A 14796-nucleotide genomic window follows, 5' to 3' on the forward strand; every position below is an offset into this window, starting at 1 on the left:
TCTGATCCCCAATCTCGTCAATTTGGAGAAACCCCTATGACGCGTCATGGCCTCTTGGTGGCCGCTGGCACCGTCGCGCTGATGCTTGGCGTCACGGTATCTGCGCGGGCCCAGTGGATCGTCTTTGATCCCAACAACTACGTTCAGAATGTCCTGACGGCCGCGCGGGAACTGCAGCAGATCAACAATCAGATCACCTCGTTGCAGAACGAGGCCCAGATGCTGATCAATCAGGCCAAGAATCTGGCAAGCCTGCCGTATTCGTCGCTGCAGCAACTGCAAGCCTCGATCCAACGGACTCAGCAATTGCTGGCCCAGGCCCAGCGCATTGCCTACGACGTCCAGCAGATCGACCGCGCGTTCTCGACGAGCTACGCGCCGGCCGCTGGCAGCCAGTCGAGCCAGGTCCTGGTCGCCAACGCTCAATCGCGGTGGCAAAATTCCTATGCGGCAACGCAAGACGCGCTTCGCGTCCAGGCGGGCATCGTTGGCAACCTCGACACCAATCGTATCCAGACTTCCGCGCTCGTAGCGTCTAGCCAAGGCGCAAGCGGCGCTCTGCAGGTGACGCAAGCCGGTAATCAGATTCTCGCGCTGAACGCGCAGCAGCTCGCCGACCTCACCGCGGTCGTGACGGCACAAGGTCGGGCGCAGAGTCTTGAAGCGGCTCAGCGCGCCTCGGCCCAGGATCAGGGACGAGAACAGCTTCGGAGGTTCCTGACACCGGGGCAGGGCTATCAATCATCCAACGTGCAGATGTTCCACTAATGACCGACATACCGGCATTCAAGGCGTTGTCGCTGCTTACTACAATCGGCGTGTTGGTCGTCACTGCCTGCACGATTCAGCTTCGCGGTGGAGAGGATGCTCCGCGGCCGCAGAAGGCGGAGCAGACGACTGATGCAATCAGCTCGGACCTCGCACGCTGCCGCGGCGTCACTGCGGAGGAAGCGGCAGGTTATCAGCATTGCAGGCAGATCTGGGCTGAAAACCGGCGACGCTTTTTGGCCAAGAAAACTGGTGTTGCGGTTCCTGGCCAAGAAGATCCCGCCGCGGGGTTGGTGCCCGTCCCAAAGGATCAGAGCCGAATCCCGCAAGGATATCCGCAACCGGCGACACCCGAGGCTAGCAAGCCATGACTGGTACGGGGATCATCGACCAATTCCTGGAAACGTTCACGCGCTATATCGACAACGGCTTTGGGCTGCTCGGTAGCGATGTCGGATATCTCGCAACGACCCTTGCTGCGATCGACATCACGCTCGCCGCATTGTTCTGGAGCTGGGGACCTGACGAGGACATCATCGCACGTCTTGTCAAGAAGACGCTCTTCGTGGGGGTTTTCGCTTACCTCATCGGGAACTGGAACAGCCTGGCGCGGATCGTCTTCGAGAGCTTTGCTGGCCTTGGGCTGAAAGCATCCGGCGCGAGCCTATCCGCGGCCGATTTCCTAAGGCCAGGAAAGATAGCTCAAGTCGGACTCGACGCCGGCCGACCGCTGCTCGATTCGATCTCCAACCTGATGGGCTACATCAGCTTCTTCGAGAATTTCGTCCAGATCGTCGTTCTCCTGTTCGCCTGGGTCGTGGTGTTGCTCGCCTTCTTCATTTTGGCAATCCAGCTCTTTGTCACCCTGATCGAGTTCAAGCTCACAACGTTGGCCGGCTTCGTGCTCATTCCGTTTGGGTTGTTTGGCAAGACCGCCTTCGCGGCCGAGCGGGTCCTGGGCAACGTCGTCTCTTCAGGAATCAAGGTCCTGGTCCTGGCCGTCATCGTCGGGATTGGATCGACCCTGTTCTCTCGGTTCACCGCTGGCTTTGGTGGTAATCAGCCAACAATCGAAGACGCGATGACACTGGTACTTGCAGCGCTCTCCTTGCTGGGCCTCGGTATCTTCGGTCCGGGTATCGCAAACGGCCTGGTGTCGGGCGGACCGCAGCTCGGCGCCGGCGCGGCGATTGGAACAGGCCTTGCTGCCGGAGGTATTGTTGCGGCGGGCGCAGGTCTTGCCGCCGGCGGTGCTGGCCTCGCTGGCGGCGCCATGGCAGGCGCCTCACGCGGTGGCGCGGCTATCGTGAGCGGCGCATCCGCAGCGTATCGAAGTGGTGGCCTTGTTGGGGTCGCGGAGGCTGGTAGTTCGGCTGCAATGAGCCCGTTGCGTCGCGCAGCAGCTGCGCTCGGCGGAGGTGGAGACGCCGGCGCGCGGGCCGCGAGCACTTCGGCCGAAGGGCAGCCCGATTGGGCGCGCCGCATGAAGCGTGCCGAGACTATTCGGCACGGCGCGTCGGCAGCCGGCCACGCGGTCCGCTCGGGCGATCAGGGTGGCGGCGGCTCTTCGGTCGATTTGTCTGAAGGAAAGCGCTGACACGTGGCCACTGCGCCTTCGCCACCCGCTGCGCGAGCGACTGAAACGCGGACACCGCACAACTCGAAACCAATCACTCGACACCAGAGGCAACCATCGATGTTCAAACGAACTTCCGTTCATTATGGGCGCATGCTCGAACCGGTCACACCGTATCAGAAAGCAGCGCAGGTCTGGGACGAACGCATTGGATCCGCCCGCGTGCAAGCCAAAAACTGGCGCCTGATGGCGTTCGGCTGCCTCATGTTATCAGCCGGTCTCGCTGGTGGGTTGGTCTGGCAAGCGAGCCAAGGCTCGATCACGCCGTGGGTAGTCGAAGTCGATCATCTCGGCCAAGCCCAAAGGGTCGCGCCAGCCAACATCGACTATCAACCGACTGACGCTCAGATCGCCTACCATCTGGCGCGCTTTATCGAGGACGTCAGAGGGCTGCCGGCCGACGGCATCGTTCTGCGCCAAAATTGGCTCCGGGCCTATGATTTTACGACGGATCGTGGCGCGGCTGCGCTCAACGACTACGCGCGCAACAATGATCCCTTTGCCAAGCTGGGTAAGGCGCAAATCTCAGTCGACGTATCGAGCGTCATTCGCGCGTCGTCGGAAAGCTTTCGGGTCGCGTGGACCCAGCGCACCTACGACAACGGCTCGCTGAGTTCGACCGAGCGCTGGACTGCAATCCTCTCGATCGTGATCGAGACACCCCGCGATGCCGAACGCCTGCGCAAGAATCCCCTTGGCGTCTACGTCCGCGCCATCAACTGGTCAAAGGAGTTGAGTCAGTGACCAAGACGCCGCATGACGTTCATTTGAACCGCCCTATCCCGCACAATTCGGCACTGCCGGAATTCACGTCCGCGAAGCGAGCAATTCTGTTTGCTCTCCTGGTCGGTTCCTCGGCGCTCGGCGGGTGCGCGACCTACATTCCGCCGGAGATCAGCTATGACGCCGAAGTGCCTCCGTTACCGGCGACGCCAGTAGGTCTCGACGACAGATCGCGACCGCTTCACGTTCCACCTCTCTGGAAGCCGGCTCTCGGCGGCAAGGTGGGAGGGAAGGAAGACGCTGAGCCCGTGAGCCGGGTTGACACCGCAAACAGCGCAGCCCGGGTAGAACCGCGCAGGCGGGGGTACTTCAACGCGGCGCAAATCTACGCCTACAGTCCCGGGGCGCTCTATCAGATTTACGCCGCGCCGGGGCAGATCACGGATATCGCACTAGAGGAAGGCGAGCAGTTGACGGGATCAGGGCCGATCGCGGCTGGGGATACCGTACGCTGGGTCGTGGGCGATACCGAGAGCGGGAGCGGCGACACACGGCGCGTCCATATCCTGGTCAAGCCGACCCGAGCTTCGATCGAGACCAATCTGGTGGTCAATACTGACCGGCGCACCTACCTGATCGAGCTCCGCTCCCGCGAGCGGCCATACATGCCGTCTGTTGCCTGGTACTATCCGGAAACAACGCGCGAACGATCCGGATCAGTTGATCTGAAACCCGTTCTGCCGGATCCGGCCCAGCGTATCTCCCGCTATGCCATCGAAGGCGACAGTCCTCCCTGGCGGCCGCTCGCCGCATATGACGATGGCCGCAAGGTCTATGTCGAATTCCCGCAAGGCATCGTGCAGGGCGAGATGCCTCCGCTCTTCGTCATCGGCCCGGACGGCAAGACCGAACTCGTCAACTATCGCGCTTATGGCAACGTATTGATCGTCGATCGGCTGTTTGCTGCCGCCGAACTGCGGCTTGGCGGCAAGCACCAGCAGAAGGTCCGTATTGTCCGGACCGACGGGAGGCCATCGTCATGAACACCCGGAATGGAAACGATCAGGAGCAAGCGGCTCTGCCTGAGACACAAGAGGATCAGTCCAGGAGCTTCCGCTTGCGAGCGGAACACCCGCGCGTGACACGGTTGTCACGGAAAGTACTGGCCGGAGTGAGCGCGGTCGCCCTGCTTGTCATCGGCGGAGCTGTGCTGTGGTCGCTACAGAAGAATCGCCCTCGAGACCAGGCGGCCGATGAGCTTTACAGTACTGGCCATCACAATGTCGCCGACGGTATTACGGCGCTGCCGAAGGACTACGCTGGCATTCCACGCCAGCCAATCCCGCAACTGGGGCCGCCGCTTCCCGGGGACCTCGGTCGGCCGATCCTTGTAGCCCAAGGCCAGTCGCCGACGAGCGGCGCTGATGCGGACCAACAGCGCCGGGATCAAGAAACCGAAGCAGCCCGCATCAGTCGTTTGTTCGCTTCGACTAATGGGCGAGAAATTCGTCCGTCCGCCGCTGCGGCTATTGGAAGCGAGCACGCTGTACCGCCGGGCGCAATGAGCACCGGCGACGATGGATCCGCTCAAAACGCTCAGAACCGCAAGCTTGCCTTCGTGAACGCCTCTGTGGACCGTCGCACGGTAAGCCCTGACCGTGTCACCAGGCCCGCTTCACCATACATCGTGCAGGCTGGCACGGTGATTCCAGGGGCGCTCATCACCGGGGTCCGATCGGACCTGCCAGGCCAAATTACCGCGCAGGTAACCGAGAATGTTTTTGACACGCCGACCGGTCGCTTTCTGCTTGTGCCCCAGGGAGCGCGTCTGATCGGAGTCTACGATAGCCAGGTAACTTTCGGCCAGTCCCGTGTTCTGCTCGTCTGGACCCGGCTGATCATGCCGAATGGACGTTCTATCGTTCTCGAGCGGCAACCTGGCGCCGACACCGCAGGGTATGCAGGCCTCGAAGACGAGGTCGACAATCACTGGGGTGAGCTATTCAAGGCTGCGGCACTATCGACGTTTCTTGCCGTCGGGACCGAACTAGGTGCTGGCTCGGACACCAATAGCAACGACAGCGCCATCATCCAGGCATTGCGACACGGCGCCTCCGACTCATTAAACCAAACCGGGCAGCAGGTGGTTCGACGCAGTCTCAACATCCAGCCTACTTTGACCGTACGACCTGGTTTCCCGGTCCGCGTTCTCGTCAATCGTGATCTAATACTTGCGCCATATAGAGGCTAACGCTATGCCCAAGCTTAGAATAGGAGCACTGCCCGACGACAAGCCCGTCAAGGTCACCACTGAGCTTCCAGCAGCAGTGCATCGGGATCTCGTCGCTTATGCAGAGGCTTTGGCACGCGAAAGTGGGCAGCGCATCGATCCGGCAAAGCTGATCCCGCCCATGCTTGCGCGCTTTATGGCCACGGACCGCGGGTTTGCAAAGGCGAGACGAACCGATCATTCCCCAACCGACGGAGGTGAGGGATAGCGTTCCGCTAACAGGTTGAGGAAGCGTTTCAGAACCGGGTTTTCATTGTCGTCGCGCCAGTGCGCGTGGAAATCCAAGCGGCTCGGTCCCGTTCCGTCCTGGAGTTCTCGATAGACTAAGCCGGCAAAGCTCGCTCCTATATCCGATTCCATCACGAGGCTGAGCCCCATGCCCATGCTTACCAGGCTCTTGATGATGCCTCGGCTAACGTCGTGGCGTTCGATCTTAGGGCGGTCCTCAGGAAGTGCGAGCTTCGAGATCAAGAGATCCTCGAGCTCTCGTCCAGGATCATACTGACTTAGAAGGATCGTTTCGTTGCGCAGATCGGTCCAGTGCACGATCTCGCTTGCGGCCAACCTGTGATCCTGAGGTAACGAGATCAGGATGCGCTCGCTCCAGAGCGGTAGTGCTTTGGTGTCCTTTGAAAGCAGCCGTCCGGGGCTGACAACTAGGTCGAGCGCGCCGTTACGAAGGGCAGTCATGAGCCGCAGGCGAGAGCGTTCCATCGTTGCCAATTCGATCAGCGGGAGTCGCCTCTTGAACTCTCCCAAGCTAGCTCGCAAATTCCCGGCCGAAATGGACGTGCAGAAGCCCATCACAAGGTGACCAGATTCGCCGCGACCACTGGATTGTCCAGCGTCGATAAGTGTATCTACTTGTTCTAAAATCAGCCGTGCAATTCGCAGTACTGCTTGGCCAGCCAGAGTCGGTTTGATTCCCCCGCTTGAGCGCTCAAAAAGTGAAGTCCCCACCAGATACTCGAGTTGGCCGATAGAGCGGCTGAAGGCGGTGTGCTTGATCGAAAGTGCTTCCGCGGCCTGTCGAAAGCTTCCATAGTCGCAAGCGAGAACCGCTAATCGAAGCTGTTGCAGGTCAACAGCTCTCGCTGCGTTCCGCCGATCGTTCCTAATCTCAACTTCAGCCATGTGTTCGTTGCTCGCTGGTGAATCGCAAGACGCTGGCCTTCCTCGCCGGATGGGGCGAGAAAGTTTCCCGTTCGACTAGGCGGCAGTCAAGATTACTGGAGTCCAAAGAACCGGCGCCGCGAGTCCGCCGGCCTCACGAAGGCGGGAGAGAATTTGAGTCGAAATCGGAAGGTAGCCCGCCACGGCCAAGGTGTTGCCAACTGTGGAAGGATTGCCGATGCGTCGCAGGGGCCAGCCGGCTCGCCGAAGGATTCTTTCCATTCGGACGTCTGTCACTGTGACGATATCAGTGAGTTGTCGTGAAAGGCCAAACTCGACCATGCCGGCAAACAACTCGTAAGTGGCCCGAGTGATGCCGTGATCTCCCTTCGGAGCATCAGCAGTAACGTCGATTGCGAATCGACTACTTTCCCAAACCTGATGGGCTGAGGGCGCGGGTTGACCTTCGAGGAGCGCCGTAAAGGTATCGCGAAGCATGGTCGGCCCAAGGCTGGGGAGGAGGCGAACGGAACCCTGCACTTGGCCGCTGTGGGAGATTTGGACTAGGTAAGTTGGAAGCAAGGCGTCATAATCATCAGCCTCCAGGTCCCCACTGCTTTGAACGTTCCACGCCATGCGGAGCTTGAAAACCCGGTGCCGCAACCGGTGCATTTCAATAAGCGTGCCGGAAAACTCCCCATAGGCAGAGGGTTCGATCAACTGAATCATGGTTGCCTCCAAAAGAGCTCAGTATCTCTCTTGAAGCGCGATTGCAGATCCAGATCATCACCTGCAGTTGCGGGGGCTGGATGTCCTAATTTTGCTTTTTTTGTTTGTAGTGGCCAGAAGCATCGCCGCTTGAACGACCGTCCGAACGCCGAGCTTTTCCTTCGCATTCTCAAGATAGGACGTAACTGTGTTGCGGGAGATGCCGAGAATGCATCCAATTTCCCAGGCGCTTTTTCCTTGTGAAGCCCACTCCAAGCATTCAACTTCTCGGGGAGACAAGCGCGTTGCAGCAAAAATGCGCTCGTTTGCGAACTTCCGGCTGACGTGAGCGTGGAAGTACATCGCTAAAAGCTGAAGAGCGCGCGCGTGGGTATCAACGAACTTGTCGAACTGCGACCGTTTCTGGTCAGCGGCAAACGTTAGCGCAGCGACTGGATCCTCCCCATCGTAAATCGGCACCGTAAAGCCAAATCGGATTCCGAAATAAGCCGCTTCCTCGAGAAGTTGTCGCTCCGCCGTAGAAGCGACTCTCAATGGAAAATCAACTCCCCAGTGAAACGGTTCGGGAGTCTGAAGTACCTGTCGGATAACCGGATCGATACTTTGATATCTACATCGCAAATAATGAGCGGTCCATCGGGAAGGATATGTTGAGATTAGGCGCGGCGTATCATTTATTGAGCTCTGAGGAGCGAGATAGGCGAAATAAGATAGGTCCAAAGCGCTCGCTGCGTCCGCCATTACTTTGGAAAACTCCTCAAGATCGTCTGCCGTCAACAGGCGGTCTATGAAGCTTTGAAAGATGCGATGCAATCGGCGGTCTGCTCTATGTTCCACAACTAGCATGTAACACTAGGCTCCGGCCCACCATTAAGTTTATAGCCCGCAAATCGTGCTGGTATCCACGAGGCAGGAGAGAGGCTCAATGCAGTGAGGCCATGCAGACGCGCGCGCCGCGCCGCGATGTGGAAAGCTTGCCTCCAGGCCCATTGCCATGGACTCGAGGACCGTGAGCGTACTGGCTATAGCCACGCCCGCGTTCATCGCATCGCAGCCGCCAGCGATTGCAGCCGGATCGGCCTGAATCGAAAGAGACTGTGATGTTGTGCGAGCCAACATCGGCGATCGTCGCGAGATGTAGGCCGCTGTGCTTGTAGTGCATGGGAGAAAATCTTCTATGCGCCAGCAATCGGTCCGAAGAGCTTGAGCGGGTCAAGTTTTTCATGCAAAACCAAGCTGAGAGCATTTCCGAGAGAATGCGACATCGCTCAGCCCTCGCGTGTCCGGCGTAGCCGTTAGCGGCACCACGATCGCGAGAAACCGCGCGCATCGTTCTTTCGTCGGGCCTTTTGATGGACTGTTATTGCGGGCTCCGTCCGCCTTGGAGCCACTCGCGAATGAGGCGAGCAACAGCAGTTGGCTTTTCTATAGGCGGCAAGTGTCCGCATTCAGGAATGACGCGGATCGTCGCTCCACTCACTGCTTCGCTGATGGCCTGGGAAAATGCTGGAGGTGTCATCCGGTCGTCCGCGCCAACAACAACCATTGTTGGAACGGCAATGGTGGTCAGGACCGAAAGTAAATCACGCCGGGCCATTACGGCTTCGTTTTGCCGGACATATGTGGCAGCGCCGACGCGCAGGGTCATTTGCAACAAGGCGTCCCGTACCCGTAGATCTGCTTTCGGATGAACCATACAAGCGATGCTGGGCGCCGCCAGTGCTGCCAAATCGTCAGTCGCTAGCATGGCTGCGTTAGCGCTTCGCCGCCTCGTAGTTTGCTCGGGCGTGTCTGGCCGGGCATTGGTATCGCATAGGAACAGTCGAGCGACGCGATCCGCCGCCACTCGCATGATCTCCAATGCGACCATGCCGCCCATCGAAACGCCAGCGAGCGCAAACTTTGGAGGCGCGTGCTTCAGAATACGCGCCGCCATGCCGGGCAAACTGTCGTCGGATAGCGTATCACCGACCTGGCATTCGACATCGGGAGAAAGCAAGTCAATGGTCGGTTGCCAGACAGCTCCATCGCTGCCCAATCCTGGTATCATCACGACAGGGTCCACGCGTATTCCTTCCGACGTTTTTGCTAATGAATGGCGCGAATGAAGTCGAGGATCTCGCGCCCAAGCTGCTCATCCGGAGTATTAAAGGCGGCTATTTCGGACATATGATTGTGCCCTAAAAGGCGAATAAACCGGGGGCAATTGCCATCCCGCTGGCAAATAGCCAAAAACAATTCTGCACCAAGTTTATCGATCGTCGGGTTTTCGAATTCCGCAATTCCGATCAATACTGGAATCTTTGGACTGTCGGGAACATGCGTAAGTGGTGATCGAGTCAGGTATTTGGTTCCGTCTGTTCCGAAATAGGCTTGAGCATTTTTGGCATTTGGCTCGCCAGGTTCAAAGTTTAATCGATATCGACCGCTAATCAGCACCGCGGCGACTAATCCCGGTCCCGTGACCGGTTGGAGTGACTTGTCAAATATGTAACTGGCAACATGAGTAGCACCTGCTGAATGGCCCATTAGGGTGATCTTGGTAGGATCGCCCCCGAATCTGGCAACGTTGTCGCGGGCCCACTTGATCATCGCGTCAATATCCTCAGCCCCACTGGGCCACATCGCTTCTGGTGCAAGTCGATAAGTGGCGTTGAGGGTCAGCACGCCGTTCCGCGCAAACCAGTAACCTACGTTGCCGTAGATCTCACCGTATCCATTCTTGTCACCAAAGACATGGGCTCCGCCATGCAGGAAAATTAGTACGGGCGCACTTTTAGCATTCGCCGGCTGATAGACATCCAGAACTTGCTTACTAGCTGGGCCGTAGGCCTCATCTCTTGTTACAATTATGCCTTCCTTTGGTGCGGCTTTTAGCACCGGCTGGAATGCTCGCAGCGTTGCCGGAATGTGCGTCGCAAGATCTGACTGGAAGCGAGAGCCGATCTGCTCGAGCGTAAGCCGAAGGTCTTGCGGCAAGTTAGAAACCTGCGCGGTTGCCCCTACGCTCCATGCAAGTAGCAAGCCGATAATTAATAGGATTTGTCGCATCCGTTGCACCATCTTTGGAGGTTGAGACTCAGAGCAGCCACAGGCTCAGCGGCTCATTTTCAGTCCGAAGCGGGCTTAATCTGCCGTGACGTGGTCGCGAACAGTTTGTGAGCACAACTTCTTCGGCAGTCTACATGTGCCGTAATTGGAAAAAGTCGCCTTGCATATGATGTTTCCTATCGGAAAATGTCAAATACATTTTTCGAGGCTTTAGGATTCTCGATTGTCTCGCTCAGTTTTTACCGCGCGGGCGCAGGTGCTTTTTCGTCGATGATGGGGGCGCAGTGCGCAGTCAAGGTACCGGCTATACAGCGTTAGTATAAATTACCCCTGAGTGAGGCCCTGCCTCCAATATTACAGCGGAGCAAAAAGAGTTTGCAACCGGCCGTTTCCTATGGGAAACTGAAGGTGCAGTTCGCCGCAGCGGCGGAATCGCTCGATTGTTATCGATGTAAAGCCGTGCTGATCACCAGGCTCCAGAGGTGGATTGCAATAACTGATAGGTAGAGTGGACAATGCGATTTTCCCCAGATGGGCGCAGCTCAAACTCGTTGTGCTTGGACCCAGGTGCCACGGCAGAGCTGACGTTGAGAAAGTTTGGAATGGCCGACGCCTTTATTCCCACTAACGACGAGGAGTGGGTCCAGTATTAAAACGCGATTGCCGAGCGCCGAAGGAAGGCAGGCGGCGTATCTCTGAAAGGCGGGCATCGAAAAAATGCCGCCGAGCATCTCCGGCAATACCTCGTGGCGAGTCGCCCGATGGAAAGACGTTGGCGACTATAAGCAATCCAGAAATGAGTAATAGAGATGATAGGACGGGCCTATTGGATACCTCGCATGCGCAAGACTATGAGTCGTGCCCGCACGAAGCACAACTATGCATTTTGCAATCTGGTCAATCTGCCTCATGGATTCAGCTAAATGCGTTGCGGCATAACTATGCGTAAATTGATTTTGGCAGCGGCATCAATCGCCGCTTTTAACATAGCGGGTTCCATCCTGGTTGATCAGGCTGGAGCGCAATCGCCGATCGTGATCAAGTTCAGCCATGTGGTGGCGGCCAATACGCCGAAGGGACTGGCGGCCGAGAAGTTCAAGGAACTCGCCGAGAAGTACACGAACGGCAAGGTCAAGGTCGAGGTCTATCCGAACTCGCAACTCTACAAGGACAAGGAAGAGCTTGAAGCGCTACAACTCGGCGCCGTGCAGATGCTCGCGCCCTCGAACTCGAAGTTCGGGCCGATCGGCGTCAAGGAGTTCGAGGTGTTTGACCTCCCGTACATCCTGCCTGACCTGAAGACGCTGCGAAAGGTGACCGACGGTCCGCTCGGCGCGAAGCTCTTGAAGCTGCTCGAGCCGAAGGGGATGACCGGGCTTGCCTACTGGGACAACGGCTTCAAGCAGATGAGCGCCAACAAGAAGCTGGTGGCGCCGGCGGATCACAAAGGCCTCAAGTTCCGCATCCAGTCGTCCAAGGTACTGGAAGCCCAGTTCCGCTCGCTCGGCGCGGTGCCGCAGGTCATGGCCTTCTCGGAAGTGTATCAGGCGCTGCAGACCGGCGTCGTGGACGGCCAGGAGAACACCTGGTCGAATATCTACACCCAGAAAATGAACGAGGTGCAGAAGTACGTCACCGAGACCAACCACGGCTATATCGGCTATGTCGTGGTCGTGAACAAGAAGTTCTGGGACGGGCTGCCGGCCGACGTCCGCGAGCAGCTCGACAAGGCGATGAAGGAAGCCACCGCCTACGGCAACGGCCAGTCGGCCAAGGAGAACGAGGACGCGCTCGCCGAGATCAAGAAGAGCGGCAAGAGCGAAATCGTCAAGCTGACGCCCGAGCAGGATGAAGCGATGCGCAAGGCGATGATGCCGGTCTACAAGGACGTCGCATCGCGGGTCGGTCAGCCCTTGATCGACGAATTCCTGAAGGAGACGGGCCGCAGCCCGATGAACTGAACGGACGCGCTGAAACCGCAATTGAGATGGCCGGCGGCCGGAGCGGCCGCCGGAAAGGGTACGGCGCGGCGCGATCCGGCCGTGAGGGGAAGTTTTGATGCTGCTGCGTATACTCGACCGACTCGAAGAGATACTGATCGCGACGTTGATGGCGGCGGCGACGCTGTTGATCTTCGTCGCGGTTATGCATCGATACCTGATCGGCATCCCCTTCCTCTATCCGCTCCTATTCCCGATCAACCTGTCCTGGGCGCAGGAGCTCTGCATCTACATGTTCGTATGGGTCGCCAAGTTCGGTGCGGCCTACGGCGTGCGGACAGGCATTCATGTCGGCGTCGACGTCCTGGTCAACCAGCTCAAATCGCTGTGGAAGAATGCGATCGTGCTGTTCGGCCTGCTCTGCGGCGCCTTCTTTACCGCGGTGATCGGCACCATGGGCGCCAAGTTCGTCTGGGGCCTGATGCACACCGACCAGGTGTCGCCCGATCTCGAGATTCCGAGCTGGTTCGTCTATCTCTGCATTCCGCTCGGTTCCTACCTGATGTGCTTCCGCTTCCTGCAGGTCGCGTACGCCTATTTCAGGACCGGTGAATTGCCGCACCATGACCACGCCCATGTCGAGGGCGTCGAGGTCGATGCGCCCGGCGCCGGCGTGTCGGAGGTGACGCGATGACCAGCCTCATCATCTTCGGCCTACTGATTGCCCTGATGCTGACCGGCATGCCGATCTCGATCGCCCTCGGCCTCACGGTGCTCACCTTCATCTACACGATGACCAACGTGCCGACCGAGTCGGTGGCGCTGAAGCTGTTCACCGGCATCGACAATTTCGAGATCATGGCGATCCCGTTCTTCATCCTCGCCGGCAATTTCCTGACACATGGCGGCGTGGCGCGGCGAATGATCAACTTCGCCACCTCGATGGTCGGACATTGGTATGGCGGGCTCGGGCTCGCGGGCGTGATGGCGTGCGCGCTGTTCGCCGCGGTGTCTGGATCCTCGCCCGCGACCGTGATCGCCATCGGCTCGATCATGATGCCGGCAATGGTGAAGCAAGGCTTCCCCAAGCGTTTCGGTGCCGGGGTCATCACCACGTCGGGCGCGCTCGGCATCCTGATCCCGCCGTCGATCGTGATGGTGATCTATTGCGTCGCCACGGGCGGCAGTATCGCGCTCGATCCTGCCGGCCACCGGGTGTCGTCGGCTTCCGTGGGCCAGATGTTCATGGCCGGCGTCATCCCTGGCCTGATGCTGGCGACGCTGCTCGGGGTGACCACCTTCTACCGCGCCTGGCGCAACGACTATCCGCGGCTGCCGAAGGCGAGCTGGAGCGAGCGGTTCACCGCCTTCCGCAAATGCGTCTGGGGCCTGCTGCTGATCCTGATCGTGCTCGGCGGCATCTATGCCGGCCTGTTTACGCCCACCGAAGCGGCCGCCGTCAGTGCGGTCTACGCCTTCGTCATCGCGGTGTTCGTCTATCACGATATGTCGCTGAAGGACGTGCCGAAGGTGCTGCTCGGCTCGGCCAATATGAGCGCGATGATCCTCTACATCATCACCAACGCCGTGCTATTCTCGTTCCTGATGGCCAACGAGAACATTCCGCAGCAGATCGCGGCCTGGATCACCTCGGTTGGTGTCGACTGGATCATCTTCCTGTTGATCGTCAACGTGCTGCTGCTGCTCGCCGGCAACGTGATGGAGGCATCCTCCATCGTGCTGATCATGGCGCCGATCCTGTTTCCGGTCGCGGTCAAGCTCGGCATTCATCCGGTGCATCTCGGCATCCTGATGGTGGTCAACATGGAGGTCGGTATGTGCCACCCGCCGGTCGGTCTCAATCTCTACGTTGCCTCCGGGATCGCCAAGATGGGCATCACCGAACTGACGATCGCAGTGTGGCCGTGGCTGGTAACCATGCTGATCTTCCTCGGCGTCGTGACCTATGTGCCGGAGCTCTCGCTGTGGCTGCCGCGCATGCTGGGCATGCTCTAGTCTTTGAGGTGGGTCACGCTTGATCAGCCAATTCACCGGCGGGCTTAAGTGGTATCGCACCATCACTCAGAACTGGCGGACTGCAGGGAACTACGCCAGACCGTTCGCCAGACTGGCCTCATGATCTTGGCTAAACGTGACCCTTACTAGGCTCCGGTCTCGGCAGGCGCCATGCAGTGTTCGTGCCCGATCTGGAAAAGCATGGTGTCGTCGAATCCTGGCATTGGACTCGGTAGAAGCGGTCGCGCATCGCTAATAACATCATGCTGAATGGTTGCGTCGATACATCCAAAGGCGTCCCCCAAGGATAGGGCATGCCATTTCACCAGAGAGATCCTTCAGAGAGGCTCCGACGCTCGCGATAGCTGGCTGGCCCCGCGGGCATCGCCCCCTACGAAAGCTGTCACCTCGCCGGCCGGCGAGGCAAGAATCTACTAGTCGCGCAAGCCGCTTCGCTTGACGCGCGACATTTATCGTTACGCCCCTTGCCAGAAGGCGTTTCCTATGGGAAACTTATCGATAAAGACAAA

Annotated in this window: 15 protein-coding genes; 10 read left to right on the forward strand and 5 right to left on the reverse strand. The window is 58.7% G+C overall.

Features of this window, described 5'->3' with window-relative positions; genetic code table 11:
* The first annotated feature begins 36 nt into the window (after positions 1 to 36).
* The 7 genes from trbJ to ACM43_RS15160 all read left to right on the forward strand — a co-directional run bounded on the left by trbJ (position 37) and on the right by ACM43_RS15160 (position 5625).
* Positions 37 to 768, forward strand: a complete 732-nt coding sequence (gene trbJ, locus ACM43_RS15130) for a P-type conjugative transfer protein TrbJ (RefSeq protein ID WP_271540959.1) — start codon at positions 37 to 39, stop codon at positions 766 to 768.
* Positions 768 to 1139, forward strand: a complete 372-nt coding sequence (gene trbK-alt / locus ACM43_RS15135; protein ID WP_271540858.1) for a putative entry exclusion protein TrbK-alt — start codon at positions 768 to 770, stop codon at positions 1137 to 1139. Before trbJ ends, trbK-alt begins: the two co-directional genes overlap by 1 nt.
* The gene (trbL, locus tag ACM43_RS15140) at positions 1136 to 2365 is read left to right on the forward strand and encodes a P-type conjugative transfer protein TrbL (RefSeq protein WP_271540860.1); all 1230 of its coding nucleotides are present in this window, start codon (positions 1136 to 1138) and stop codon (positions 2363 to 2365) included. The genes trbK-alt and trbL overlap by 4 nt, the downstream gene beginning before the upstream one ends.
* Before the next feature lie 99 nt (positions 2366 to 2464).
* The gene (gene trbF, locus ACM43_RS15145; protein WP_271540863.1) at positions 2465 to 3148 is read left to right on the forward strand and encodes a conjugal transfer protein TrbF; all 684 of its coding nucleotides are present in this window, start codon (positions 2465 to 2467) and stop codon (positions 3146 to 3148) included.
* A complete protein-coding gene (gene trbG, locus ACM43_RS15150; RefSeq protein WP_271540865.1) occupies positions 3145 to 4170 on the forward strand; it encodes a P-type conjugative transfer protein TrbG in 1026 nt (341 codons plus the stop codon). The genes trbF and trbG overlap by 4 nt, the downstream gene beginning before the upstream one ends.
* Entirely contained in the window at positions 4167 to 5378 is a 1212-nt protein-coding gene (locus ACM43_RS15155; protein WP_271540867.1) for a TrbI/VirB10 family protein, read from the forward strand. Before trbG ends, ACM43_RS15155 begins: the two co-directional genes overlap by 4 nt.
* A 4-nt stretch (positions 5379 to 5382) precedes the next feature.
* A complete protein-coding gene (locus ACM43_RS15160) occupies positions 5383 to 5625 on the forward strand; it encodes a DUF2274 domain-containing protein (protein WP_271540869.1) in 243 nt (80 codons plus the stop codon).
* Here ACM43_RS15160 and ACM43_RS15165 read toward each other — a convergent pair.
* The 5 genes from ACM43_RS15165 to ACM43_RS15185 form a co-directional block, all read right to left on the reverse strand.
* Positions 5595 to 6551, reverse strand: coding sequence for a LysR family transcriptional regulator (locus tag ACM43_RS15165; protein WP_271540871.1), 957 nt, complete (start codon positions 6549 to 6551; stop codon positions 5595 to 5597). The genes ACM43_RS15160 and ACM43_RS15165 overlap by 31 nt on opposite strands.
* Before the next feature lie 75 nt (positions 6552 to 6626).
* Entirely contained in the window at positions 6627 to 7259 is a 633-nt protein-coding gene (locus tag ACM43_RS15170; protein ID WP_271540873.1) for an acyl-homoserine-lactone synthase, read from the reverse strand.
* Between the two features lie 57 nt (positions 7260 to 7316).
* Positions 7317 to 8072: a LuxR family transcriptional regulator gene (locus ACM43_RS15175; protein ID WP_442869311.1), complete on the reverse strand. Its 756-nt coding sequence runs from the start codon at positions 8070 to 8072 to the stop codon at positions 7317 to 7319.
* Between the two features lie 547 nt (positions 8073 to 8619).
* The gene (locus ACM43_RS15180) at positions 8620 to 9324 is read right to left on the reverse strand and encodes an alpha/beta fold hydrolase (protein ID WP_271540877.1); all 705 of its coding nucleotides are present in this window, start codon (positions 9322 to 9324) and stop codon (positions 8620 to 8622) included.
* A gap of 23 nt (positions 9325 to 9347) precedes the next feature.
* A complete protein-coding gene (locus tag ACM43_RS15185; RefSeq protein ID WP_271540879.1) occupies positions 9348 to 10310 on the reverse strand; it encodes an alpha/beta hydrolase in 963 nt (320 codons plus the stop codon).
* A gap of 941 nt (positions 10311 to 11251) precedes the next feature.
* Here ACM43_RS15185 and ACM43_RS15190 point away from each other — a divergent pair.
* From ACM43_RS15190 to ACM43_RS15200, 3 genes are all read left to right on the forward strand, one after another.
* On the forward strand, positions 11252 to 12271 hold the full coding sequence (locus ACM43_RS15190) for a TRAP transporter substrate-binding protein (protein ID WP_271540880.1): 1020 nt from the start codon (positions 11252 to 11254) through the stop codon (positions 12269 to 12271).
* A gap of 97 nt (positions 12272 to 12368) precedes the next feature.
* On the forward strand, positions 12369 to 12944 hold the full coding sequence (locus ACM43_RS15195; protein WP_271540882.1) for a TRAP transporter small permease: 576 nt from the start codon (positions 12369 to 12371) through the stop codon (positions 12942 to 12944).
* Positions 12941 to 14266: a TRAP transporter large permease gene (locus tag ACM43_RS15200; protein ID WP_271540884.1), complete on the forward strand. Its 1326-nt coding sequence runs from the start codon at positions 12941 to 12943 to the stop codon at positions 14264 to 14266. The genes ACM43_RS15195 and ACM43_RS15200 overlap by 4 nt, the downstream gene beginning before the upstream one ends.
* Positions 14267 to 14796 lie beyond the last annotated feature (530 nt).

The organism is Bradyrhizobium sp. CCBAU 45321, assembly GCF_028128975.1.
GTDB lineage: Bacteria > Pseudomonadota > Alphaproteobacteria > Rhizobiales > Xanthobacteraceae > Bradyrhizobium > Bradyrhizobium yuanmingense.

What these genes read in the sequence shown, in the direction of transcription:
- ACM43_RS15190 (WP_271540880.1), top strand. Translation starts at nt 11,252, where the DNA reads ATGCGTAAATTGATTTTGGCAGCGGCATCAATCGCCGCTTTTAACATA.
- ACM43_RS15185 (WP_271540879.1), bottom strand. Translation starts at nt 10,310, where the DNA reads ATGCGACAAATCCTATTAATTATCGGCTTGCTACTTGCATGGAGCGTA.
- trbL (WP_271540860.1), top strand. Translation starts at nt 1,136, where the DNA reads ATGACTGGTACGGGGATCATCGACCAATTCCTGGAAACGTTCACGCGC.
- ACM43_RS15170 (WP_271540873.1), bottom strand. Translation starts at nt 7,259, where the DNA reads ATGATTCAGTTGATCGAACCCTCTGCCTATGGGGAGTTTTCCGGCACG.
- trbF (WP_271540863.1), top strand. Translation starts at nt 2,465, where the DNA reads ATGTTCAAACGAACTTCCGTTCATTATGGGCGCATGCTCGAACCGGTC.
- ACM43_RS15160 (WP_271540869.1), top strand. Translation starts at nt 5,383, where the DNA reads ATGCCCAAGCTTAGAATAGGAGCACTGCCCGACGACAAGCCCGTCAAG.
- ACM43_RS15155 (WP_271540867.1), top strand. Translation starts at nt 4,167, where the DNA reads ATGAACACCCGGAATGGAAACGATCAGGAGCAAGCGGCTCTGCCTGAG.
- ACM43_RS15195 (WP_271540882.1), top strand. Translation starts at nt 12,369, where the DNA reads ATGCTGCTGCGTATACTCGACCGACTCGAAGAGATACTGATCGCGACG.
- ACM43_RS15165 (WP_271540871.1), bottom strand. Translation starts at nt 6,551, where the DNA reads ATGGCTGAAGTTGAGATTAGGAACGATCGGCGGAACGCAGCGAGAGCT.
- ACM43_RS15200 (WP_271540884.1), top strand. Translation starts at nt 12,941, where the DNA reads ATGACCAGCCTCATCATCTTCGGCCTACTGATTGCCCTGATGCTGACC.
- trbJ (WP_271540959.1), top strand. Translation starts at nt 37, where the DNA reads ATGACGCGTCATGGCCTCTTGGTGGCCGCTGGCACCGTCGCGCTGATG.
- trbK-alt (WP_271540858.1), top strand. Translation starts at nt 768, where the DNA reads ATGACCGACATACCGGCATTCAAGGCGTTGTCGCTGCTTACTACAATC.